Source organism: Pantoea sp. S18, from assembly GCF_045689705.1.
In the GTDB taxonomy this organism is placed as follows: domain Bacteria; phylum Pseudomonadota; class Gammaproteobacteria; order Enterobacterales; family Enterobacteriaceae; genus Pantoea; species Pantoea symbiotica.
This window is the reverse complement of the sequence record NZ_CP142689.1, coordinates 952,336-976,096: the sequence shown is the minus strand read 5'-3', so window position 1 is coordinate 976,096 and position 23,761 is coordinate 952,336. Positions and strand designations below refer to the sequence as shown.

General features: G+C 54.2%; 25 protein-coding genes. 18 read left to right on the top strand and 7 right to left on the bottom strand.

Annotated elements, in window-relative coordinates; all coding sequences use genetic code 11:
* The first annotated feature begins 481 nt into the window (after positions 1-481).
* The 4 genes from VIJ98_RS24470 (at position 482) to VIJ98_RS24455 (ending at position 5,322) form a co-directional block, all read left to right on the top strand.
* Positions 482-1,858 carry an aldehyde dehydrogenase family protein gene (locus VIJ98_RS24470; RefSeq protein ID WP_154156639.1) on the top strand — a complete coding sequence of 459 codons (1,377 nt, stop codon included), beginning with the start codon at positions 482-484 and terminating at the stop codon, positions 1,856-1,858.
* Positions 1,859-2,040: 182 nt separating this feature from the next.
* Positions 2,041-3,315, top strand: a complete 1,275-nt coding sequence (locus VIJ98_RS24465) for a nucleoside permease (RefSeq protein ID WP_154156638.1) — start codon at positions 2,041-2,043, stop codon at positions 3,313-3,315.
* A gap of 17 nt (positions 3,316-3,332) precedes the next feature.
* The gene (locus tag VIJ98_RS24460; protein ID WP_323271816.1) at positions 3,333-4,355 is read left to right on the top strand and encodes an ADP-ribosylglycohydrolase family protein; all 1,023 of its coding nucleotides are present in this window, start codon (positions 3,333-3,335) and stop codon (positions 4,353-4,355) included.
* Positions 4,342-5,322 carry a PfkB family carbohydrate kinase gene (locus tag VIJ98_RS24455; RefSeq protein ID WP_154156636.1) on the top strand — a complete coding sequence of 327 codons (981 nt, stop codon included), beginning with the start codon at positions 4,342-4,344 and terminating at the stop codon, positions 5,320-5,322. The genes VIJ98_RS24460 and VIJ98_RS24455 overlap by 14 nt, the downstream gene beginning before the upstream one ends.
* On the opposite strand, the gene VIJ98_RS24450 is transcribed toward VIJ98_RS24455, so the two are convergent.
* Positions 5,309-6,049, bottom strand: a complete 741-nt coding sequence (locus VIJ98_RS24450; RefSeq protein ID WP_323271791.1) for a GntR family transcriptional regulator — start codon at positions 6,047-6,049, stop codon at positions 5,309-5,311. The two genes, VIJ98_RS24455 and VIJ98_RS24450, sit on opposite strands and share 14 nt — an antisense overlap.
* A gap of 141 nt (positions 6,050-6,190) precedes the next feature.
* Between VIJ98_RS24450 and VIJ98_RS24445 the strand changes: the two genes are divergently transcribed.
* The gene (locus tag VIJ98_RS24445) at positions 6,191-7,297 is read left to right on the top strand and encodes a glycosyltransferase family 9 protein (protein ID WP_154156634.1); all 1,107 of its coding nucleotides are present in this window, start codon (positions 6,191-6,193) and stop codon (positions 7,295-7,297) included.
* A gap of 108 nt (positions 7,298-7,405) precedes the next feature.
* On the opposite strand, the gene VIJ98_RS24440 is transcribed toward VIJ98_RS24445, so the two are convergent.
* Positions 7,406-7,591 (bottom strand): tautomerase family protein, encoded by a 186-nt coding sequence (locus VIJ98_RS24440; RefSeq protein WP_008109189.1) that lies wholly within the window; start codon positions 7,589-7,591, stop codon positions 7,406-7,408.
* Between the two features lie 167 nt (positions 7,592-7,758).
* Between VIJ98_RS24440 and VIJ98_RS24435 the strand changes: the two genes are divergently transcribed.
* From VIJ98_RS24435 to VIJ98_RS24420, 4 genes are read left to right on the top strand one after another with little or no spacing between them, the layout of a single operon-like run.
* Complete coding sequence (locus VIJ98_RS24435) at positions 7,759-9,285, top strand: ABC transporter substrate-binding protein (protein ID WP_154156633.1); 1,527 nt, start codon at positions 7,759-7,761, stop codon at positions 9,283-9,285.
* Entirely contained in the window at positions 9,285-10,220 is a 936-nt protein-coding gene (locus VIJ98_RS24430) for an ABC transporter permease (RefSeq protein WP_154156632.1), read from the top strand. The genes VIJ98_RS24435 and VIJ98_RS24430 overlap by 1 nt, the downstream gene beginning before the upstream one ends.
* The gene (locus VIJ98_RS24425) at positions 10,217-11,002 is read left to right on the top strand and encodes an ABC transporter permease (RefSeq protein ID WP_154156631.1); all 786 of its coding nucleotides are present in this window, start codon (positions 10,217-10,219) and stop codon (positions 11,000-11,002) included. The genes VIJ98_RS24430 and VIJ98_RS24425 overlap by 4 nt, the downstream gene beginning before the upstream one ends.
* A complete protein-coding gene (locus tag VIJ98_RS24420) occupies positions 10,999-12,402 on the top strand; it encodes an ATP-binding cassette domain-containing protein (RefSeq protein ID WP_323271789.1) in 1,404 nt (467 codons plus the stop codon). Before VIJ98_RS24425 ends, VIJ98_RS24420 begins: the two co-directional genes overlap by 4 nt.
* Here VIJ98_RS24420 and VIJ98_RS24415 read toward each other — a convergent pair.
* Positions 12,399-12,920 carry a GNAT family N-acetyltransferase gene (locus tag VIJ98_RS24415; protein WP_323271788.1) on the bottom strand — a complete coding sequence of 174 codons (522 nt, stop codon included), beginning with the start codon at positions 12,918-12,920 and terminating at the stop codon, positions 12,399-12,401. The two genes, VIJ98_RS24420 and VIJ98_RS24415, sit on opposite strands and share 4 nt — an antisense overlap.
* A gap of 141 nt (positions 12,921-13,061) precedes the next feature.
* A complete protein-coding gene (locus tag VIJ98_RS24410) occupies positions 13,062-13,610 on the bottom strand; it encodes an XRE family transcriptional regulator (protein ID WP_323271787.1) in 549 nt (182 codons plus the stop codon).
* A gap of 102 nt (positions 13,611-13,712) precedes the next feature.
* Here VIJ98_RS24410 and VIJ98_RS24405 point away from each other — a divergent pair, with 102 nt between their 5' ends.
* Both VIJ98_RS24405 and VIJ98_RS24400 read left to right on the top strand, forming a co-directional pair.
* Positions 13,713-14,387 (top strand): AzlC family ABC transporter permease, encoded by a 675-nt coding sequence (locus tag VIJ98_RS24405; protein ID WP_008109202.1) that lies wholly within the window; start codon positions 13,713-13,715, stop codon positions 14,385-14,387.
* Positions 14,377-14,697, top strand: a complete 321-nt coding sequence (locus VIJ98_RS24400; RefSeq protein WP_008109204.1) for an AzlD domain-containing protein — start codon at positions 14,377-14,379, stop codon at positions 14,695-14,697. Before VIJ98_RS24405 ends, VIJ98_RS24400 begins: the two co-directional genes overlap by 11 nt.
* On the opposite strand, the gene VIJ98_RS24395 is transcribed toward VIJ98_RS24400, so the two are convergent.
* Complete coding sequence (locus VIJ98_RS24395) at positions 14,679-15,221, bottom strand: GNAT family N-acetyltransferase (protein WP_323271786.1); 543 nt, start codon at positions 15,219-15,221, stop codon at positions 14,679-14,681. The two genes, VIJ98_RS24400 and VIJ98_RS24395, sit on opposite strands and share 19 nt — an antisense overlap.
* Positions 15,222-15,314: 93 nt before the next feature.
* On the opposite strand from VIJ98_RS24395, the gene VIJ98_RS24390 reads away from it, so the two are divergent.
* Genes VIJ98_RS24390 through VIJ98_RS24380 form a run of 3 tightly spaced genes read left to right on the top strand, consistent with a single transcriptional unit; the run spans position 15,315 to position 17,535 of the window.
* Positions 15,315-15,785 carry a GNAT family N-acetyltransferase gene (locus VIJ98_RS24390; RefSeq protein WP_008109208.1) on the top strand — a complete coding sequence of 157 codons (471 nt, stop codon included), beginning with the start codon at positions 15,315-15,317 and terminating at the stop codon, positions 15,783-15,785.
* Positions 15,786-15,828: 43 nt separating this feature from the next.
* Complete coding sequence (gene corA / locus VIJ98_RS24385; protein ID WP_081113251.1) at positions 15,829-16,797, top strand: magnesium/cobalt transporter CorA; 969 nt, start codon at positions 15,829-15,831, stop codon at positions 16,795-16,797.
* Positions 16,798-16,848: 51 nt separating this feature from the next.
* Complete coding sequence (locus VIJ98_RS24380) at positions 16,849-17,535, top strand: DJ-1/PfpI family protein (RefSeq protein WP_323271785.1); 687 nt, start codon at positions 16,849-16,851, stop codon at positions 17,533-17,535.
* Between the two features lie 44 nt (positions 17,536-17,579).
* On the opposite strand, the gene VIJ98_RS24375 is transcribed toward VIJ98_RS24380, so the two are convergent.
* Complete coding sequence (locus VIJ98_RS24375; RefSeq protein WP_323271784.1) at positions 17,580-18,311, bottom strand: SDR family oxidoreductase; 732 nt, start codon at positions 18,309-18,311, stop codon at positions 17,580-17,582.
* A gap of 158 nt (positions 18,312-18,469) precedes the next feature.
* On the opposite strand from VIJ98_RS24375, the gene VIJ98_RS24370 reads away from it, so the two are divergent.
* Positions 18,470-19,402, top strand: coding sequence for an AraC family transcriptional regulator (locus tag VIJ98_RS24370; protein WP_323271783.1), 933 nt, complete (start codon positions 18,470-18,472; stop codon positions 19,400-19,402).
* A gap of 340 nt (positions 19,403-19,742) precedes the next feature.
* On the opposite strand, the gene VIJ98_RS24365 is transcribed toward VIJ98_RS24370, so the two are convergent.
* Entirely contained in the window at positions 19,743-20,447 is a 705-nt protein-coding gene (locus tag VIJ98_RS24365) for an SDR family oxidoreductase (protein ID WP_323271782.1), read from the bottom strand.
* Positions 20,448-20,552: 105 nt separating this feature from the next.
* On the opposite strand from VIJ98_RS24365, the gene VIJ98_RS24360 reads away from it, so the two are divergent.
* From VIJ98_RS24360 to VIJ98_RS24350, 3 genes are all read left to right on the top strand, one after another.
* A complete protein-coding gene (locus VIJ98_RS24360) occupies positions 20,553-21,443 on the top strand; it encodes a LysR substrate-binding domain-containing protein (protein ID WP_323271781.1) in 891 nt (296 codons plus the stop codon).
* Between the two features lie 250 nt (positions 21,444-21,693).
* Positions 21,694-22,881: a M20 family metallopeptidase gene (locus VIJ98_RS24355; protein WP_323271780.1), complete on the top strand. Its 1,188-nt coding sequence runs from the start codon at positions 21,694-21,696 to the stop codon at positions 22,879-22,881.
* A gap of 21 nt (positions 22,882-22,902) precedes the next feature.
* Positions 22,903-23,751 (top strand): transporter substrate-binding domain-containing protein, encoded by an 849-nt coding sequence (locus tag VIJ98_RS24350; protein WP_175501730.1) that lies wholly within the window; start codon positions 22,903-22,905, stop codon positions 23,749-23,751.
* The last annotated feature ends 10 nt before the right edge of the window (positions 23,752-23,761 follow it).

Below are 23,761 nucleotides of genomic sequence, written 5' to 3'. Positions count from 1 at the left end.
AGCCTGAGATCTTCATTCTGTGGATGAAAAGGGTCGTTTTCTGATTACAGTGAACATTAACACTGTTTATAGTGAACATTCTACTCTCTATAGTGAATAAACTACTGACTCCAGTGAACACTTTACTCATTATAGTGAACGCGATCACCTTCTGAGCCCTTGTGGGGTGCGGCCTGCGACGATCGGGGATCTCTTAGGATCTCTTTAAGATCTCTATATGATCTTTCTTTAAGATCTATTCACTGTATAACTTAATAACGCCAGGACTGAAGCGGCTTTGGACACGCAAAACGTTTAAAACAACCGCATCGCGATGACATCCTATTCGATCCCACCAAATCATCAGTTCTGTGCGACCAAAATCCTTCCAATTCTCCATAAATGAACAACTTCCTCATTATTATTCATTTTTAAGAAACCTCTACCCGGCGTAAGGTGAGCACCATTGAACATCACATCACTTATGACGAGGACATCTTGCATGACTGACAACGTTATTTCCCGCAACCCTACTACTGGCGAAATTCTCGCGACCTATCCGCTGCAGAGCGCAGCCGAGCTGGAAGCCGCATTGCAGCAAAGTGCTGATGCCTTCGCAGAGTGGCGCTATACGGCAATGCCGCAACGAGTCAAAGTGCTGCGTCAATTGGCTGAACAGATTCGCCAACGTCAGGATGAGCTGGCAACTATGGCTACGCTGGAAATGGGCAAGCCTATCGCTCAGGCACGTGCTGAAGTACTGAAATGCGCCAATCTCTGCGACTGGTATGCAGAACACGGCCCAGCGATCCTTGCCGACAAACCCACGCTGGTGGAAAACCAGCAAGCGTGGCAATCGTTTCGCCCGCTCGGCGTGATCCTTGCAGTGATGCCATGGAACTTCCCTTACTGGCAGGTTCTGCGCGGCGCAGTCAGCATGTTGCTGGCGGGTAATACCTATGTACTGAAACATGCACCAAGCGTAATGGGATCCGCCAACCTGATGTCGTCACTGTTTGACGCCACCGATCTGCCTAAAGGCGGCTTTACCGTGATCAACGTCGATAACGATGGCGTTTCGACAGCAATCAAAGATCCGCGTATTGCGGCTGTAGCGGTAACCGGCAGCGTGCGTGCAGGCGGAGCTATTGCAGCGCAAGCCGGTGCAGTATTGAAAAAAACCGTGCTGGAACTGGGCGGCGCGGATCCTTTCATTGTGCTGGCGGATGCAGACCTTGATGCTGCAGTGGCATCAGCGGTCACAGGACGCTACCAGAACACCGGACAGGTCTGCATGGCAGCCAAGCGCTTCATCATTGAAGAAAGCGTCGCAGAAGCGTTTGAGGCGCGTTTCAGCGCAGCGGTGCAGGCATTGAAGATCGGCGATCCTTTGGCAGAAGAAACCTACATCGGCCCAATGGCGCGTTACGATCTGCGTGATGAGCTGGATAATCAGGTGCAGCAGACCATCAAGGAAGGCGCCCGTCTGGTATTAGGCGGCCATAAGATCGACGGCCCAGGCAACTATTACGCCCCAACGATCCTCGCTGATGTCACACCAGCCATGACCGCTTTCCAGCAGGAAATCTTTGGTCCAGTTGCTGCAATCACCGTCGCTCGTGATGCACAACACGCCCTTGAGCTGGCTAACGACAGCGAATTCGGCCTCAGTGCAACAGTGTGGAGCGGCAATGAAGCACTGGCCAACGAACTGGCGGAAAAACTTGAAACCGGCGCGGTGTTTATCAACGGCAATGGCGCGTCCGATCCGCGTGTCGCGATTGGTGGCGTGAAGAAGAGCGGCTATGGTCGTGAACTGTCGAGCTTTGGTGTCCACGAATTCTGCAACATTCAGACGGTATGGAAAAATCGCCGCTAACTATTACCGGGCGCGTTATTCGCGCCCTCATCCACATCTCCCGCATCTAGTTACCTCCCGCCTCAAACCGTTGCACATCGGTTAAAATGTTGTGGACGAGTTCAAAAAATCCACCAATGGTATTATAAAGGTATTATTACTGGTGTTAGATTGGCCCCACCTACACCGGGGAGTCCTTTTAAATGAAAACAACAATCCCAAAACTGTCGTTCATGATGTTTCTTGAGTGGTTTATCTGGGGCGCATGGTTTGTACCGCTCTGGGCATTTCTCAGCAAAAACGGCTTCTCGCCGGTTGAGATCGCCTGGTGCTACGCCTGTACTTCAATAGCCGCCATCCTGTCGCCGATCCTTGTCGGATCGCTGGCCGATCGCTTCTTCCAGGCGCAAAAAGTGTTGTCGCTACTCACCATCGTCGGATCCATTCTGATGTTCTTCGCAGCCCAGCAAACCCACTTCGGCGGCTTCTTCCCGCTGTTGTTGCTGTATGCGCTCACTTACATGCCAACCATCGCCTTAACCAATAGCATCGCGTTTTCACACGTCGCGGATGTGGAGCGTGATTACCCGCGCATTCGCGTCATGGGCACACTTGGCTGGATCGCGTCCGGCATCGTTTGTGGTTTCCTGCCGCCGCTGCTGGGCTATGGCGATATTTCTGCCAGCAACGTACCGTTATTGATCACAGCGGCAAGCTCGCTGTTGCTCGGCATTTTTGCCCTGACGTTACCCGCGACCGAGCCGAAAAGCACCGGCAAATTCAGCCTGCGCGTAGCGCTTGGCCTGGATGCGCTGCATCTGCTAAAGGATCGCAGCTTCCTCGTATTCTTCGTCTGCTCCTTCCTGTTCAGCATGCCGCTGGCGTTTTATTACATCTTTGCCGAAGGCTACCTGACGGAAGTCGGCTTGCCGCATGCCACCGGCTGGATGACACTTGGCCAGGTTTCGGAAATCTTCTTCCTGCTGGCGCTGCCGTTCTTCATTAAACGCTTTGGCATCGGCAAAGTGCTGCTGCTGGGATTAACCACTGCCGCGTTGCGCTACGTGTTCTTCGTGTTCGGCGGCGATCAAAACATGCTGACGTATGGCTTGCTGTTCATGGGCATTCTGCTGCATGGCGTCAGCTACGATTTCTACTTCATCACCGCTTACATCTACGTTGATAAGAAAGCGCCAGTGGCGATGCGTAATGCCGCGCAAGGGCTGATCACGCTGGCCTGTCAGGGCATCGGCAGCCTGCTCGGTTACCGCCTTGGTGGCTACCTGATGCAGGAAATGTTTGCCTACGACCAACCCCGCAACGGGCAGACTTTCAACTGGGCCGGCATGTGGATGTTTGGCTGCGTGATGATCGTAATGATCACCATCGCCTTTATCGTCCTGTTCCGTGACGGCAAAAAACGTAGCGATGAACTTACCGCTTTCGATAATTCAGCAACTGCTGACAGCCATAAATAAGGGATTTCACCATGACGATGACAACGCAAGAAAAACGGATTTTAGGCGCGTTTTACGGCCAGGCGCTGGGCGATGCGATGGGCATGCCATCGGAATTGTGGCCACGCTCACGCGTGAAGCAGCACTTCGGCTGGATTGATCGCTTCCTGCCCGGTCCGGCCGAAAACAACGCCGCATGCTACTTTGGCCGGGCGGCGTTTACCGATGACACGTCCATGGCGCTGGCATTGGCTGATGCGATCGTCTCTCATGATGGCGAGATCAACGCGGAAACCATTGGCGCGAATATCTTGCACTGGGCTGAGTCGTTTGATGCCTTCAACAAGAATGTGCTCGGACCGACTTCAAAAATCGCGCTCAACGCGATGAAAGCCGGCACGCCGGTGTCGCAGCTGGAAAATAACGGCATGACCAACGGCGCCGCGATGCGGGTGTCACCACTCGGCTGTTTGCTGCCAGCACGCGATTTATCCGCTTTCATTGATGCCGTCGCGCTGGCGTCGAGCCCAACGCATAAATCGGATGTCGCGGTTTCCGGCGCAACAGTGATTGCGTGGGCGGTTTCGCGCGCTATTGATGGAGCCAGCTGGGCAACGATCCGCGATGAACTGCCTGCGATTGCACGCGCGGCGCAGGAAAAGCGTGTCACCACCTTTAGTGCATCAATGGCAGCACGCCTCGAACTGGCGTTGAGCGTTGTCGCGCAGGGCAGGGGCGTGGAATCCACCATGCAGCAGATTTACGATTTGGTCGGCACCGGCACCAGCACCATTGAATCGGTACCGGCGGCGATTGCGATGGTGGAATTAGCAGAGACCGATCCGAATTGCTGCGCGATCCTTTGCGCTAACCTCGGCGGCGATACCGATACCATCGGCGCGATGGCGGTGGCGATTTGCGGCGCGCTGCATGGCATCGACAGCATCGATGTTGCCTTGAAAGCTGAGCTGGATGCCGCTAACGCGCTGGATTTCACCCGCTACAGCGCCGCATTCACGCGCTTCCGCCAGCAGCGCGAGGCCGCCTATGTTGACGCCTGATGATCTGCAGAGACTCGAAGGCTGTCTGCCGGTGTGTGTGATTGGCGCGGCGGTTGTGGATGTGATTGCCGATGCTTACTCGCTGCCACATCGTGGCAGCGATATTGAGCTCCACCAGCAAGGTGTCAATGTCGGCGGCTGCGCGCTGAATGTGGCGATAGCGCTGCACCGGCTTGGCATCCCGTCCATCAATGCGTTGCCGCTCGGCAACGGCACATGGGCGAGCATTGTGCGGCAAAAGCTGACGGAATATGGCATTCATAGCGTACTGGAAACGGCGAAAGGCGATAACGGCTGGTGTTTAGCCTTAGTGGAACCCGATGGCGAGCGCACATTTTTGTCAGTAAGCGGCGTGGAAAATCAGTGGGATGCGGCGCTGCTCGACACGCTGCCGCAACTGGCTAATCGCTGGATTTACCTTTCCGGCTATCAGCTCACCAGTAAAAGCGGTGATGTGCTGATCGACTGGCTGGAACAGCAAAGCCAGCCGTATCAGTTGCTGGTGGATTTCGGTCCGCGTCTGGCGGATATCGGCGACGTGCAGTTCGAACGCATTATGGCGTGCCATCCACTGATTACAGTGAACAGACAGGAAGCCGAACTGTTGTGGCATGAGCGTTTGAATCAAAAAGAACCCTTTAATGCGCAACTGTTAATGACGCGCTGGCAGCAGCGTTTTGGTGGCGCGATGGTGGTGCGACTCGATAGCGAAGGTGCCGGTTTCGTTAACGCAGAGACACAAAGCTGGATACCGGCGCTGCCGACAACAGTGGTCGATACCATCGGCGCAGGCGACAGCCACGCGGGTGGATTATTGGCGGGATTGGCATCGGGTTGGTCGCTGGCAGAAAGCGTCGCGCTGGGCAATGCGGTGGCGTCTTATGTGGTGTCACAACGGGGCGGCGATTGCGCGCCCGATCGCGTCACGTTAACGGCTTATTGGCAGCAGCGCCTTACTCCGCAATAAACACATACATATCGCTACGACAGTAGCTAATGCTGTACTCCAGCGGATTGCCCTGCGCATCTAACGCCAGCTGCTTGATCACCAAAACAGGCACGTTGTCGGGTAGGGCGATCTGCTGCTGGAGCGCCTCATCAGGCATGCGAGCACTCACTCTGCTTTGTGACGTCACCGGCAGAATTTGCTGCTGGTGGAAATAGTCGTACAGTGAAATCCCAATCTCATCCGCATCGGCGATATAGCGCGCCGGCACCCAGGATTCTTCCACCGACACCGCTTGCTGATCGACATAGCGAATACGCTTCAGCAAATACACCTCGCTGCCTGTAATCAATCCCAGCTTTTCGGCGATTTCTGCGTCGCAATGGATTTTACTTTTGTTAATCCACACGGTGTCGGGCTTTTTGCCGCGTAATACCGCTTGTTGCGACAAGCCTTTCGGCTCTTTAAGCGAATACTCGAACTGGCTGCAGATCTGCGTGCCGTAGCCACGAGAACGCAACACCACACCCTCTTTTTCCAGCGCATCCATGGCTTTACGCACGGTGATGCGCGAAATGCTCAGCGACTGGCTGAAGTCACGCTCACTTGGCAGGATCTCTTCATGCACTAACACGCCATCGCGCACCGCATCTTTAATTGCAGTAGCAAAGCGTTTGTACAGCGGCGTGCGGCTGTCATCGGCAAGGGTAGAAGTCAGCCGCGAAAAAAGTACAGTTTGATCGGTCATAATGGTCGGGTTCACCTAATCCGGTAAGCGGATGAAAGCGTTATGATACTGACTTTTTAGCGGTAGCGAACCATTTTTGGGCTCTTTATCTTAAAGTTAACAAATAGTACAATACTTAAAATTCCCGGACCAATTATTGACATGAAATTTATAAAAAAAATTAGAGAATTAAATAGAAAAAGAAATCATTTAAAGAAAAAGCTGAAGTATAAAATCGCTTTATATAAAGCGACAAAAAAATGGCGTCGAATGCCAACAGAAAAGATCGCACCATCTAAAGTTCGCACAGCGCTGATGATCAGGAACGAAGGTAAGATTGGTGATGCTATAGTATCAACATGCATATTACGCGCGATGCATGAAGCAGGCATAAACATTGATGTTTTAGCGATAAAAGCAAATGAAATGATCTTCTCAGGTAATCCTTTTATCAGAAACCTTTATCTAACTGATGAAATGGATCCTCGGGATATGTATAACCATGCGATTCCCGATGATCTAATAATCACATTGAAAAATAATAATTATGATTTGATGATTGATACGGGTATCTGGGATACAGGCTTATACATGCCGAAGATGATACAAGCTATCTCACCTAAAATTTCATTAGGTTTCAATAAACAAAAGTGGCTATCGCATTACGACGTCAACATTGCATTTAATCACTATCAATCTCATGTTAAAGAGATTTATGCTGCGATTATGAATTACCTTGGCTTCCCTGATGCTTCGAATCAAAGGTATGAGGTATATTATAAGCAATCCATTTCAGACGAAGTTAAAGCAATCGATTTTTTTATAGGAGATAATAAAAAAGTCATCATCAATATGTATGCAAGTCACGATGATAGAAATTTAACACCACAACAAACTAAAGAAATAATTAGTGGTATTCTATTAAAGAATAAAAATGTAGACATTGTCGTTCTGGATTATAAAAAATCTTTCGTGAAAGACTTCTTCATTGGAGCAAAGGTATATCATGTACCATCGCTATATCATGCTATGGCAGCGATAAACTTATCCGACCTGGTTATATCACCTGATACGGCTGTCGTCCATGTTGCAGCTTTGTATGACAAACCGCTAATTGGTATTTATCGTGATATCCCTGATAACAATAAATTATGGTCGCCAGGTTACAAAAATGGTCATCAAATTTTCACGTCGACTTTTGTTGTTGGGGAAGATGCATCACTGGTCGATAACGTATTAAACGCTATTGATAAGTTCAATCTAAATTAGAGGGATCAGGCATAGAGTGAACATTATAAATTAGCAAATTTATTTAGTAATGTTTTCCGCTCTATGCCTGTTATTCCTTTTCAACGTAACGCCTAACTTAGCGTTATTCTAACGCTCATCAAACGGCACGCCGCCTTTTGACTTGTGATGTTTTGGCGTTTCGATGATGGAAACCGTTACTGAATTAGCGTCGATCTCAAACGAATCGGCCACCGCTGCGGTTACGGCTCTCAACAACTTCTTCTTCTGCTCAATCGTGCGACCTTCCGCCGCATACACAACAATCTCTGGCATCTCTGCTGCTCCTTAAAGTAAACGTTCGTTTTCAGCATACCGCAGCCAAAGCTCTGCGTGCAGCGTCAATCACCCATCTTCACCGGCAATCTGTGTTGAAATGTGTATTGTTATGTTATAACGTAATTAACTCTTTTAATATGTAGCGGTTTCAGTCGGAAATCATAATGAAATCAATGAAAAATTTGCTTATCGCTTCGGCGTTAGGCCTGGCTTCTTACGCCTCAATGGCGGCAGAACATCAGGATAAACCAGTGCGCATTGCGGCGCCGTTTGAAATCAAAGGTACCGACCCGGCGCTCTCCGGCGACATTCTGTTGCGTATGGATGTAGTGGAAACGCTGGTAGAAGTGAACGAACGCGCCGAGCCCATTCCGGCGCTGGCGCAGAGCTGGCAGGTTTCTAATGATGGTTTGCAATGGCAATTGCAGCTACGTCCCAACGTGCGTTTCCATGATGGATCGCCACTGGATGCGGCCGCAGTGGTGAAATCACTTAATACCGCGCGTAGCAAAGCGGGTTTGCTGGATAAAACGCCAATCACCGCTATCAGTGGGGAAGGGCAGCGCGTCACTATCACCATGCGCGAACCTTTTACGCCGCTGCTTTCGGTGTTAGCAGAGAGCCGTTCCCAGATTCTGGCATTAGCCAGTTGGGATGCGCAGGGCAACATTACCCGCATCATCGGTAGCGGGCCATTTATGCTGACGTCGTTCCAGCCGCCGCAATCTTTGGCGGTAAAACGGTTTGACGATTACTGGGGCGAAAAGCCGGCAATTGCGGCCGCCAGCTATCTCTCTTCCGGACGCGCCGAAACCCGCGCCTTGCTGGCGGAAAGCGGCGACGCGGATTACGTATTCAATCTGGATGCCGCCAGCCGTCAGCGTTTAGCGCGCAAGCCGTCGCTGCAACTGCCCGCTATTCCGGTGCCGCGCACGCTAATGTTAAAACTCAATGCGGGCGATCCGCTGTTAGCTGAACAGCCGGTGCGTGCTGCCATCAGCATGGCGATTGATCGTAACGCGCTGGCGATGGCGGTGCTACGTTATCCGGGTGCGGCCAGCCAGTTATTCCCGCCTAATATGGGTGAATGGCACAACAGCGCACTGCAACCGCTACAGTTCAATCCGCAACTGGCGGCAAAACAGCTGCAAGCGGCGGGCTGGAAATCAGGCGCGGACGGCGTGTTAACGCGCAACGGCCAGCGATTCAGTGTGACGCTGCTGACGTTCCCCGATCGTCCCGAACTGCCGCTGATGGCGATGGTTATCCAGCAGCAGCTGCGTAAAGTCGGTATTGAAGTGAAGATCAACTCAACCAACGCCAGCGAAATTCCAGCGCAGCATCACAGCAATCGACTGCAACTGGCGCTGTTTTCTCGTAATTTTGCGCTCACGCCTGACCCAACCGGCACGTTACTGCAGGATTATGCGGAAAAGGGCGGCGACTGGGGCGCGATGAACTGGCATCCAGCCGGTTTCAGCGCAGCGTTGCACACCTTAACGCAATCCAACGATGCGGCCGAACGTGCGCAGGCGCGTAACCTGATAACCGCCTCCTTACAGCAGGATTTACCGGTGATCCCGATTGCCTGGTATCAGCAATCTGCTGCGATCAACAGCAAGTTGAAAAACGTCACGCTCGATCCGTTCGAGCGTCACTTTGGTCTGCGCCAGATGCAGTGGGAGCAATGATGATCAAGCTTTTAGGCTGGCGCTTAGCGCAGGCGGCTTTCGTGGTGCTGGCGGTCGGTTTACTCACCTGGTTTCTGGTGCAGGCCTTGCCCGGCGACATGGCGTGGCGCATAGCCAGCGGGCGTTATGGCTACGATCGTGTGGATGCCAACGCGGTGGCACTGGTGCAGCAGGAACTGAGCGGCTCGCTGCAGCAGGGCAGCGCGTTGCTGCACTGGCTATTCGATCTGCTGCAGTTCAACTTTGGTCGTTCGCTGGTGTCCGGCGAACCGGTGATGGATGAACTTCGCTGGCAGCTGAGTCAAACGCTGGCGCTGGCAGGAACATCACTGTTACTGACGATTCTCTTCACCTTGCCGCTTGGCATTTGGGCGGGATGTCACGCCAATGGCAAGCTCGATCGCGCGTTGTTCTGGCTGAGCGCGCTGCTGAAATCGGTGCCGCATTTTGCGCTTGGCATGCTGCTGATTGTCCTGCTGGCGCTGCAACTCGATTGGCTGCCCAGCGCCGGGCACGGCGAGCTGCGTCATTTTCTGTTGCCATCGTTGACGCTGGCATTGTCCTTGGCCGCAGTGGGCGTGCGCGTGGTGCGTGAAGCGACTTATCAAGTTGTCACGTCAGGCTATTACCGCTGGGGCGCGCAGAAGGGGTTAGCATCCGCAACGCTAATGCGTCGTCACGGCTTACGAAATCTGGCATCGCCGGTGTTGACCTGGTTTGGCATGCAGTTTGTCTGGCTGGTGGAAGGTGTGGTGGTGGTGGAAACGCTGTTTGCCTGGCCCGGCATTGGTCACGCGCTGGTGCATGCCATCTTTGCCCGCGATGTGCCGGTGATCCAGGCCAGCGCCATGACGCTCGGACTGCTGTTCGTGCTGCTAAATATACTGGTGGATGCGGGTTGTCATCTACTTGATCCCCGAGGAGCACGCGCATGACAATTTCATTCTCGCGTCTGATCGGCCTGCTGTTGTTGTGCTTGCTGCTTGGCTTCGCCTTCCTTCTGCCTCTGATTCATCACGGCGATCCGCTGGAACAGGATCTGCTGCAGATGCTGCACGCGCCGAGCGGCGGCAATCTTCTCGGTTTTGATCATCTGGGCCGCGACATGCTGCCGCGCCTCAGTGCAGCGTTAAGCCTTTCGCTTGGCCTTGCTGCGCTGTGCGTGATGAGCGCGCTGCTTGCGGGCGTGCTGGCTGGCGTATTCAGCGCGCTGTATGGAGGCTGGTTGGATCGCCTGCTCAGCATGCTCGGCGACATGTGTCTGGCGCTGCCGGGATTGCTGCTGGTGCTGCTGCTAGCGGCGATTGCGCCGGATTCTCCCGGCATGTTGTGGCTGGGGATTTCGCTGGTGCTGTGGGTGGAATTCTTTCGCGTCACGCGTGCAACGCTGCGCCCGATTGTACATGCGCCCGGCATGCAGGCCTCAAAGCTACTCGGTTTCTCGGCGTTCTACCGTTTCCGCCGTCACCTGTGGCCCGCGTTAGCGCCGGTATTAACCACGTTGACACTGTTCTCGTTCAGCAGCGCCATCATGGCGGTATCGGCTCTCGGGTTTATCAGCGTCGGCGTTCGTCCGCCCACACCAGAACTGGGGTTGATGATGACCGAACTGTTGCCGTTCGCCTGGGAAGCGCCATGGTTGTTAATGCAGCCGGTAATCGCACTGTTTCTGCTGTTGATCAGCCTGAATCTGTTGATGAAAAAGGAGAGTAAATGAAAGGATTACAGGTTATCGGCATTAGCGTCACAACAGCCAGCGACACGCTGGTGGAACCGGTTGATTTCACCTTGCAGCCTGGCCAACCGCTGACTTTGCTGGGTGAAACCGGTTCAGGTAAAAGCCTGCTGGCGCAAGCGATCATGGGTATTTTGCCCGGCGATTTGCAGGCCAGCGGTACGCTGATCACCAACGAACAACGTTATATCCTGCCGCAGGATGCAGGATTGTTGCGCGAATTATGGGGCCGTACGTTAGCGTCGCTGCCGCAGGAACCGTGGCTGTCGCTGGATCCCACCATGTCAGTGCAGCAGCAGGTTGCAGAAGGCTACCGTTATGTTCGCGGACAGGCGAAAGCCGCCAGCACAATCGCCGCGCGTCGCGATTTACAGCAGCTTGGTTTACAGGACGCGGCGCCGCGTTTTCCGTGGCAACTCTCCGGCGGGATGGCGCAACGTGCCGCGTTTGCCGCCGCACGTGCAGGCGGCGCGGAGATACTGATTGCCGATGAGCCAACCAAAGGGCTGGATGTGGCACGTCGCGATGAGGTTGCGGCTTTGCTGCGCCGCGAAGTGGCCGACGGCGGCACACTGCTCACCATCACCCACGACATCGCGCTGGCCCGTCAGTTGGGCGGTGAGGTTATCGTGATGCATAAAGGCAAGGTGATCGAGCAGGGCAGGGCGCAACAGGTACTATATGCGCCGCAGCAGCGTTACACGCGTGAATTACTTGCCGCCGATCCCGCCGCATGGGCTGCACGGCAACAAACCATTGTTGGCAGCAAAGCGGTGGTGAGTGCTGAGGGCATCCGCTTGCAGCGCGGCGGTAAACCGCTCGGCGTTCCGCAAAACTTCACGCTGCACGCCGGCGAAATCGTTGGATTACACGGTGCCAGCGGCAGCGGCAAAAGTAGCTTTGGAGATGTGTTGCTCGGTCTGTTAACGCCGCAGCAAGGCAAGGTTACGCGCCATGCGGCGGTCGATGCGCTGAAATACCAGAAGATTTATCAGGATCCGTCAGCGCTGTTTCCGCCGACCCGCACACTGGCGCAAAGCCTCGACGATGTGTTGCGCCGACATCGCATTGCCTCCACGCGGCGGGATGCGCTGATGGAGCAATTGGCGCTGGCGCCGGAACTGCTGACGCGTCGGCCCGATTCGCTGTCGGGCGGCGAGCTGCAGCGCTTCTCGCTGTTACGCGTGATGCTGCTGGATCCGGTATTTCTGTTTGCCGATGAACCCACATCGCGTCTTGATCCGCTGGTGCAGCAGCAAACCATCCAGCTCATCACCTCGCTGGCGCGCGAGCAAAAGTGCGCGGTGTTGCTGGTGAGCCACGATCGCGATCTGCTGGAAAAGGGCACGCATCGGGTGATCGCAATGGAAGACGTCGCTTAACGCTCTGGCGGCTGGCTATCGCCGTGACCAAGTGAACGCTGCATCACCACGGTGTCCAGCCAGCGGCCATGTTTGAATCCCACCGATTTCATGACGCCGGTGTGCTCAAAACCGAGCGCCCGGTGTAATCCCAGCGATCCTGCATTCTCGCTATCGCCAATAATCGCGATGATTTGGCGAAATCCTGCCGCTTCCGCTAGCGCAATGGCTTTTTGCAACAGCGCGCGACCAATGCCTCTGCCGGTTTGCTGCTGATCGAGGTAAATCGAATCCTCCAGCGTAAAGCGATAGGCATAACGCGGACGATATGGCGCCAGATAGCAATAACCCAGCACCTGATCATCTTCCTGCGCCACCAGCCAAAAACCGCCGCGCTGCTGCACATCCTGCACGCGATTCTGCATTTCGCTGGTAGAAGGCGGTTCGGTTTCAAAAGTCGCGGTGCCGTGCAGCACATGCCAGGCGTAGATTTTCTGAATGGAAGCGGCGTGATGAGGTCGGGCGGGAATAATGTCCATATGTTCCTGATTCTGAGCGAAGAAAACCACAGCATGCCACCGCACCGCACGCGAATCATCGGATTTAACAATAGGAAATTCTGATGGCTAACCTTCTGTGCCGTAGGGTCGCCATTCATGGCGACCTGGCCTAACTCACGCTCAATTCTGCTCCGATAATTGCACCGCCATAGTATCCGCCTCTAAAGCCTCGAAAACATGCGGTTCGTCGGCGGGATAGCAAATATAGTCGCCTGGATGCAGCTCGACCGGCGCATCGCGCGGTCCCACCAGCGCACGTCCACAGGCGATGATCACATGTTCGACCGAGCCCGGCGGATGCGGTTTTGAGTCGCGCGGTGCGCCAGGTTGGCTGGTGACCAGATAGAGATCGCGGCGTCCGCCGGGCGGGCAACTTGCTAGCAAGGCCGCCTGATAATCCGCCATCTCCGCTGAGACGATCATGCCTTCTCCACGACGAATTACCTGCAAACGCTTCACTTCCGGCTCCATCAAACGCGCGAAAGGAATATTCAACGCCACACACAGCGCCCACAACGTTTCAAGACTGGGATTACCGTTACCCGCTTCGAGCTGCGACAGCGTGGATTTGGCGATCCCGGCGCGACGCGCCACTTCTGTCAGTGAAAGCCCCGCGCGCTGGCGTTCGCGCAGTAATCCGATAGCAATAATATCAATTGGCGTGGTCAAACCCTCTCCTGTTCTTTATATCGAACGATTTGTTCGTCTTGTAAAACGATTCTGGCGCGTTCATTATAACGGCTTTCCTGTTCGATATGAGATCAAATTGTGATGCGTCTGGGTGCAGTGCCGCTTGATCGCGGAGTAATAAAAGCCATATTCCTGGTTTGTCTGGCCGACGGTATTGTCGGGCTTTCTTACGGTTCGCTGGCGGCGGCCGAAGGGTTTCCGCTGTGGGTGCCAATTGCGCTCTCAACGCTAGTGCTGGCAGGCGCGTCGGAATTCCTGTTTATCGGCATTGTGGCGGGCGGCGGTAGTCCGCTGACCGCAGCTGCGGCCGGTTTGCTGGTCAACGCGCGTCATCTGCCGTTTGGCATTGCGGTGAAAGATCTGGTGGGCAAAGGTAGCCGCAGCCTGTTGGGATGCCACATCATGAATGATGAAAGCGTGGTGTTTGGCATTTCCCAGCCGAAGCTGGCGCAGCGTCGTGCCGCGTACTGGATTTGCGGTTTGGGTATTTTTACCATCTGGCCGTTATCGGTGATTGGCGGGGCGGTGATCGGACGCTTTATTCCCGATGTCTCGGCTATCGGGCTTGATGCAGTATTCCCGGCGATACTGATTGCGCTGATATTCCCGGCGCTGCGTCAGCGTCGCACGCTGATCCCCGCTACGCTCGGCACCGCACTGTCTGTGCTGGCGACGCCGTTTGTGCCAGCGGGCATGCCGGTTCTGTTTTCATTGCTGGGATTACTGAGCTGGCGGGAGCGTAAAAATGCAAAATAACCTGATCATTGGCGGTATCGCGCTGCTGGCGGTGGGCACATATGCGATCCGTTTCGCCGGTTATCGTCTGGGCAGCCGTATGCAGATGTCGGATCGCGCACGCAACATGCTGTCTGATGCCGCCACGGTTTTGCTGCTGGCGGTAGCCGTAACCACCGCGCTGTTTGAAGGCACACATTTTGCCGGAGTCGCGCGCATCGCCGGTGTACTGTTTGCGGTGTTTTTGGCCTGGCGGCGCACACCGTTGATTCTGGTAATCATCGGTGCCGCGCTAATGACCGCGTTGCTACGCTACTTCGGCGTGCCCTGATCGCGCCAGGTTTGCGCGCGTAATTCATATAATAAACTGGCGGGTGCGCCTGGAACATCGTGAAACTGGTCGTAACAGCGCAGTCCCGCTTTCTCTAACACCCGCTGTGACGCGAAATGATCCGGGCGCACCGCAGCATCAATCACCGGAAGCTGGCATTCATCGAAGCCATAAGCGATCACCGTGCGGGCGAACTCGGTGGCGTAACCTTTTCCCCATGCCTCTTCCGCCAGACGATAGCCAAGATTATTGACTGGCTTGCCAGCAAACTCGCGTACCGTTAAGCCGCCAAATCCCAAAACCTGATCCGGTTGCTCGCGCAGGAAAATTGCCCAGTTACCAAAGGGGAAGGATTGCCAGTGCGCCAGCCAGCGAGTTAATACCTCTTCTGCAAAGGCTAAATCGGGAAACGGGCCTGCCGGATTGAACATATTGGTATCCGGATCGCCATAGATGGCAAACAGGCGCTGAACATCGGTGGGGTCCACCGGACGAAGAAACAAACGTGATGAAGTGAGCTGCATTGTCGTAACCTTTTGTAGCCGGAATCGGCGTTATCTTCCTGATGAGTTTTGTTACTGTGATACTCCACGGATTACTAGCATAGAGGAAAACGTATGAAACCGCGTTTAGCCCGCTGTGATGAAACGGCCACGTTGTGGCGTATTCGCAACCTTGCGATTCGCCACGGTTGCCAGGCTGTTTATCCAGCAGATGTTATTAGCGCATGGACGCCCGATGCGTTACCGCACGGCTATTTTGAGGCGGTCAAAAGCAACCCGTTTTATGTGGTCGACGATGCTGAATATGGCGTCGCCGCGACCGGGTTTCTCGATCTGCACAGCGGCAGTGTAGAAGCAATTTTTACGCTGCCCGTTTGCAATGGCAAAGGTTATGCCAGCGCGATAATGCAGGCAATTATCGATGAAGCGCGTCAGCGTGGTTTTACTCAACTGACGCTTGCCGCCACGCCTAACGCCAGTGGCTTCTATCAGCGCCACGGTTTTCGTGTGGTGCGTGAAGCGCTTTATCCCTCGGCGCTGGCGCAAGCCGACCTTCCCTGCGTCGAAATGATCCGCGAGCTCTAAGGCTAAAATGACAAACAGTGCAAACAACATGGACCGCGCGAATATGGTAATTAACTGCGTAGCGTATCGCCACGGCAAGCGCGAAGAGCATGTCGATATCGCCGATATCAGTGAAGTATTAAAAGAAGAGAAATCCTTCGTCTGGATGGGTTTGTACCAACCTGAACCGGCTTTTATGCAGACGCTGCAGCAGGAGTTCAGTCTGCACGAACTGGCGATTGAAGATGCGCTGGTGGCGCATCAGCGACCGAAGATCGAGCAGTATGGCGATTCGGTGTTTATCGTGGTGAAAACCGCCCACATGGATGAGCAACAGCGCATCACTTTCGGCGAAACCCACTTCTTTCTCGGCAAAAACTTCCTGATCACCGTGCGTCACGGTTCTTCGGAAGGCTATGCAGACATCCGCACCAAAGCCGAAAAGAATCACGCGCTACTGTGTGAAGGGCCGGGTTACGCGCTCTACTGCATCCTCGATTTTATCGTTGATAACTACAGCAAAATCACCGAATCCCTTAACGATCGCATTAGCGGTTTGGAACAGGGCATGTTCACCACACGTTTCGACAGCGATGCGCTGCAGAACGTTTATCATCTGCGTCGTGAACTGCTGGCGCTGCGTAATGCGGCGCTGCCGGTGACCGAAATCTGTCAGCAGCTGGTGCGCTTCCACGAGGATATCATTCCGAAAAATCTGCGCGCCTATCTGCGTGACGTGCAGGATCACGCGCATCACGTGATGATCGATGCGGAAGATATGCGTGAAATGCTCACCAGCGCGATGCAGGTCAATCTGGCGCTGGTGTCAGTTCAGCAAAGCGAAGTGAATAAAAAGCTCGCTGGTTGGGGTGCGATCCTGATTGTGCCGACCATCATTTTCAGCATGTACGGCATGAACTTCCCCGATATGCCGGAGCTGCATACCCACTTTGGTTATCCCGCAGTGGTGGGCGTAACCGTCGTTATCTGCTGCGTAATGTGGTGGCGGCTGAAAAAGGCCGGTTGGCTATAAACGTTAAATGCCTGCATTTTTTGCACAACTTCCTGCAACCCGGAGTGAAATATGTCCTTTAATATTGGTCTTCTGCTGTTCCCCAACCTCACGCAACTCGATCTCACCGGTCCGTGGGAAGTGTTTGCCCGCATGCCCAACGTTAACAACTATCTGATTTGGAAAGATCGTCAGCCGGTGATGTCAGATCGCGGCCTGGCAATCGTGCCAACCGTGACCTTTAACGATTGTCCTCAACTCGATCTGATCTGCATTCCCGGCGGTCCCGGACAAATTGCGTTGATGGAGGATGACGAAACGCTGGATTTCGTGCGCCGCATGGCGGAAAACGCCAAGTGGGTGACTTCGGTATGTACCGGTTCGCTGGTATTAGGTGCAGCGGGTTTATTGCAGGGATATCGCGCTACGTCACATTGGGGTTCGCTTGATCAACTCAGCTTGCTCGGTGCCACGCCGGTAGCGGAACGTGTGGTGCGCGATCGCAACCGCATCACTGGCGCGGGCGTCACCTCGGGCATTGATTTCGCTTTAACCGTGGCGGAAGAGCTGCTTGGACGTGAAACAGCGGAAAATATCCAGTTGCAGATGGAGTACGATCCGGCGCCGCCATTCCATTCCGGTTCACCACGCAGCGCATCGCCGGAACGGTTGGCCGAGGCAAAAATCCAGATGCAGGATTTTATTGCTCGTCGACGTGCAGCGACCGAAAGTGCTGCGGCGCGGCTCAAGCGTGACTGAGAAAACTGGCGATTTCAGCCTGAAATCGCCACAGGTTTTACCGCTTAATGTGCGCTGGCAGTAGGGCGCACGGTGATTTCACTGGTATCCACCTCGCCAGGCTGATCGATGGCCCAACTCACCGCTTTGGCAATCGCTTCCGGCTTGAGGGCAATCTGGCGATAGCTCTTCATCGCCTCACGCGCGGTGCTATCGCTGATGATATCCGCAAGTTCAGATTCCACCACGCCAGGATTGATCACCGTAACCCGCAGATGCTGCGATTCCTGGCGCAGGCCATCGGAAATCGCGCGGACGGCGAACTTGGTGGCGCAATACACGGCGGCGGTTGGCGAAACGGTCAGTGCGCCAATGGAGGCGATATTAATAATGTGACCAAACTGCTGCGCTTGCATAGTCGGCAGCACCGCAGCAATGCCATACAGCACACCGCGAATATTGACGTCGAGCATCAAGTTCCATTCATCGACTTTCATTGAGCTCATCGGTGACAGTGGCATCACGCCCGCATTGTTGATCATCACATCAATACGGCCATATTTCTCCAGCGCAAAATCGGCCAGCTGCTGTGTATCGGCGCGCTGGGTGACGTCGGTGGCGAGATAATCCACGCTTGTGCCGCCAAAACGCAATTCATCACATAATGCCTGCAGACGATCGGTACGGCGCGCGCCGAGCACCAACTGATGACCTTGTTGCGCCAAATGACGTGCAATGCCTTCGCCAATGCCACTGCTGGCACCCGTCAAAATAATCACTTTCTTCACTGTGTTCATGATGCACTCCTCGTTGAGTTGACGAGGCTATTGTTGATAAATCATGCAGTGCGCAAAAGACCGGATTGTGGCGCATCATTGCCTGATTCTCTCGTGTGCATTATGCAACCACGATTTACACAGCTATGCTTTGCCTGAATCTCTCTGAGGAAATTTTCATGCCGCACACCGTGCAACAGCGCACCTGCGCTTTACTCAGTCAGTTGGCGCGCCAGGAAGGCTATACCGAATCGCTGCTCGATAGTGTGCGCTTTATGCGCGCCGATCGGCAGTGGACGCGCACGCCGGTATTGTATGAGCCGAGCATCATTATTATTTGTCAGGGATCGAAACGCGCTTTCCTCGCCGACAAAATGTATCGCTACGACGCACAACATTATCTGGTGTTGTCGGTGCCACTGCCGTTTTCTGCTGAGACGGAAGCCACATCAGAAGAGCCGTTGTTAGGCATCGCAATTCGTCTGGATGTTGCCATGGTGGCGCGGCTGGTGGCGCAACTGGCCAACAGTGAAACGGCGGTAACCGCTACGCCGGCGGGCATCATCTCAACACCGATCAATGAAACGCTGGCGGAGAGCACGCTGCGTTTGCTGGAAGCGTTGAGCGATCCGCTTGAAGCCAAAGTGTTGGGACCGGCGCGCGTCGAAGAGATCTGTTTTCGCGTATTGATGGGCGAGCAGGGCGGCGCAGTGCGTGCGGCGTTAACCTATCAAGGCCATTTTGGTCGTATCGCGCGTGCTTTGCAGCGCATCCATGCCGACTGGCGTCAGCCGCTGGATGTGCCACATCTGGCGAATGAAGCCGGGATGAGCGTGCCGCGTTTCCATCTGCATTTTAAAACGGTGACGCAAACCTCGCCGATTCAATATCTAAAATCGCTGCGGTTGCATCAGGCGCGTTTAATGATGATCCGCGACAATCTCACCGCCGCGGGCGCAGCAGCGCGCGTCGGCTATGAAAGTGATTCGCAGTTTAATCGTGAGTTCAAACGGATGTTTGGTCGCAGTCCGGCAGAAGAGGCGCGAGAAATGAAGCGGGCGTTTGAGTTGTTACCGCCGGAGCAGCTGTCCGGCCGATTACAGGCGCATTAACTTAGCGAATGCTCATGATGGCAACCACTAATAAAATCCAGAAGGCAGCACAGCCGGTAAACATCAGTTGCCAAACCTGATGGCGTTGTGCGGTGAAAAGAGTAGACATACGAGCACGTAAAATCGATTGCATAGCGACCTCAAATCAAAATGTTCATAAAAGTAAGTAAGCGAGCTGAAGCAGGAAAATTCTGTCAGCGAATAAGAACATTCTGACTTTTTTTGAGGGGTAAAATCGACAAGACCAGTCTTGTTTTTTGCTTGATAAATAAACGGTAGTAAAACAGAAGGCCGTGAAAGTCAGGAGGCTATTCACGGCTACATTGAGAGATTTTTCTTACTACACGCTACGCGTTACGCCGCCATCAACACGAATATTCTGAGCGGTAATATATGCCGCGCCGGGCGACGCCAGGAAGGCGATAGTTGCTGCCACTTCTGCAGAAGTGCCGTAGCGCTGTAATGGCACGCTGTCGCGACGTTCATTGGTTTTCGGCAAGCTATCGATCCAGCCAGGCAGCACATTGTTGATGCGAATGTTATCGGCCGCGTAAGTATCGGCGAAGATTTTGGTGAAGGATGCCAGCCCGGCCCGGAACACCGCTGAGGTCGGGAACATATCGGTTGGCTCAAACGTCCATGCCGAGGAGATATTGATAATGCTGCCGCCGCCCTGTTTCTGCATAACTGGCGTGACCAGACGCGTGGCGCGCACCACATTCAAAAAGTAGGTTTCCATGCCGAGCTGCCACTGCTCGTCGGTTAATTCCAGAATCGGCGCGCGCGGACCATGACCGGCGCTGTTCACCAGCACATCAATGCGTCCCCAGCGCGCCAGCGTTTGATCCACCAGCTTCTGCAGATCTTCAACGGATTGATTGGAACCCGTTACGCCCAAGCCACCCAGCCGCTCCGCCAGCGCTTCACCTTTGCCGGATGAAGAGAGGATCGCCACTTTAAAGCCGTCGCTCGCCAGTTTCTCCGCTGCTGCTGCACCCATGCCGCTGCCACCGGCGACGATTAATGCCACTTTTTCTACAGTCATTATTGATCTTCCTATTAATTAAAAATCGATTAAATCCAGTATAAAAGGTAATTTCGGCAGCAGAGAGTCAGTCTGTTTGCCAATTGACGATAGGAAAACTACAGGATGAGCCAGGGATTCAGCGAGCTGCCGCCGCTTAATGCGTTGAAAGTGTTTGAAGCGGTGACGCGCCATTTGAATTTTCGTCTGGCGGCGGAAGAGTTAGGCGTGACGCAGGGAGCGGTGGCGCAACAAATTCGCGGTCTGGAATCCAGCCTTGGGCTGAAATTGTTTGATCGATTGCCGCGCACGCTGGCGCTGACCGGCGCGGGTGCAGGTTATGCGGTCAGCATCCGTCAGGCGTTTGAATTGATCGATGAAGCCACGCGCACGCTGCGTCCGGAACCGAATCGCTTAACGTTGAGCGTAACGCCCACTTTTGCTAGCCGCTGGATGCTGCCGCGCTTACCGGGTTTTACCGCCGCGTGGCCGGATATCGATCTGCGCGTATTAGCTTCTGAGCGGCTGGTGCAGTTTCATCATGAAGGCGTCGATTTAGCGGTGCGCTACGGCAGGCCGCCGTTTGGCGCGGGTCTGGATGCCACTTCACTGTTTAGCCAAACGGTATTAGCTGTGGTGAGTCCGGCGCTGCTTGAAGAGCTGGGCGATCCGGCCGAAAGCGATAACTGCCTGCGCTACGCGTTGCTGCACGATGGTCATCATCTTTGGCCCGCATTTCTGGCGTTTATCTTCCCGCATGTATCGCTGCATCATCATCATAATCTACGTTTCAATCAAACCGCGCTGGCATTGGAAGCGGCGATCAGCGGGCAGGGCATTGCGCTCACCAGTCCGCATTTCGTGCAGAACGATCTGGCCAGCGGACGTTTGGTGCCGGCGTTTACGCAGCAAATGATGATGGATGCCGGTTGGTATCTGGTGTGGCCGCGCCGCCCGCGCGAGCAGGCGCCGGTGATAGCGGTGCGCGATTGGCTTTTAGCGCAGGTTAGCGGCTGATTATTGTTCAATAACGAAATCAATAAAACTGATGATCCGCATGGGATCATGAATGTTATAACTGCTTAATGATGCAGATGCGGGGTTTTATCCTGCAAAGGCAGTGGATTAGCAAAATATCGCGAAAATTCAGCAAGTAAAGCAACGGATTGCGCGTTGCATTCTGTCGGATGCTGTGAATAAATACGGAGTCAATTTTAATAAAAATGCCATAAAGGCCAGGCTCGCGCCTGAAAAAAGATCTTTGCATATGACCGATCATAAAGATGTTTTAGCCAGGGACATCAGCGCCAAAAGCGAAAGCATGCAGGCGCATCTCATCGCCATTCGCCGTGACATTCACGCGCATCCGGAGCTGGGTTTCGACACCGTCCGCACTGCGCACATCGTTGAGCAGGAACTGCTGCGCCTGGGTCTGACGCCGAAAACCGGCGTCGGCAGAACCGGCGTGATGGTGGATATTGTCGGCGCGCATCCTGGTAAAACCGTGCTGTTACGCGCGGATATGGATGCATTGCCAATCCATGAACAAACCGGTTTACCTTTCAGCAGCCAATATCCCGGCAAAATGCACGCCTGCGGCCACGATATTCACACCGCGACGATGCTCGGCGTGGCGGCGATTGTGCCGCACTATCGCGCGCAGTTGCATGGCACTTTGCGATTGATTTTCCAGCCAGCAGAAGAGACGCCCGATAGCGGTGCCGAAGCGATGATCGCCGATGGCGCGGCAGATGGTGTCGATCTTGCCATCACGCTACACAACAAACCCGAACTGGCCGCCGGTGAAATCGGTTTAACGCGCGGTGCTAGCACCGCCTCCAGCGACGAGTTTGATGTAGTGGTGCACGGTAAATCAACGCACGCCGCCCGCCCGCACATGGGAACCGATCCGATCATTGCCGCCGTGAATCTGGTGAGCCAGCTGCAAACCATTATTTCGCGCGAGCTCGATCCCGCCAACTCGGCGGTGCTGACCATCGGCCACATTCATGGCGGCAGCACGCACAATATCATTTCCGATAGCTGCCTGATTCAGGGCACGGTACGCGCCAAATCACCGGCGGCGCGTGCGCATATCGAAGAGGCGTTCAAACGTATTTGCGCGGGCGTCGCGCTGTCGCTGAATGTGCGCGTTGAGGTCAATTATCAGCGCGGCGTACCGCCGTTAATGAACGACGATGCGCTGATTGATGCGCTGGAACCGATTTTGTCGCATCAGTTTGGTAAAGCGATTGTCGCCAAACCGAGCGCCAGCTTTGGTGCTGAAGATTTCTCGCTGTTTACCGAGCGCGCGCCAGGCTGCCAGATCCACATTGGATCCGGCGCGCCGGGACGCGACGACCATCTGCACAATTCGGATTACCAACCCGACGAAAGCAGTATCCATGCCGGCACGCAGGCATTAGCCCGTTTAGCCATTGATTTACTCTCTTAAAATAACGAACTTCGAGGTTTTCTGATGATGCGTAAAGGACTGTTTACCGCTTCTGTGGGCATGCTGCTGCTTGCCTCTTCCGCTCTGGTGCAGGCAAAAGATTTTGGCACGCTGAAATTCGCCACTGAAGCTGCTTATCCTCCGTTTAACCAATCCACGCCGAACGGCAAAATCGTTGGTTATGAGCCGGATATGGTGGCTGAAATCGCTAAACGTGCCGGTTTCAAATACGAAATCGTGGCGCAGAAATGGTCCGGCATGATTCCGGGTTTAGTTGATGGCAAATATGATGCGGTGATCGATGCCGTGACCGTCACGCCGAAGCGTGAAGAAGTGGTGGATTTCTCACGCCAGTACACCGTGAGTGTTTCAGGTTTCGTCACTCTGAAGGGCAGCGCGGTTGATACCTTGCCAGGCAATGGCGAAGTGGTGCTTGCGGATGACGAAGCTGGCATGACCAAATCTATCGATGCTTTGAAAGCCAAATTCAAAGGCAAAACCATCGCGGTGCAGGTTGCCACCATTCAGGCTGACTTCCTCAACAAATATCTGGCGGATGTGGCAACGATTCGTACTTATCAGGCCGGACCGGAAACCTTCGCCGATCTGCTAAATGGCCGTGTTGATGCGGTAATGGCATCACGTACTAACCTGAATGCCTACGTGAAAAAGCATGCGGATACCGTGAACAGCACCGGTTACGGTTTCTCGGGCGGCGTGTTGGGCCAGGGTTCAGCCATCGCGATTCAGAAAAACAATCCTGAGCTGAAGGCGGCGCTGGATAACGCGTTAAATTCAATGATCAAAGATGGCACGCTGAAGCAGCTGTCTGAAAAATGGTTCGGCGAAAACGTCGCACCTAAAGAGTAATTCCAGGCGC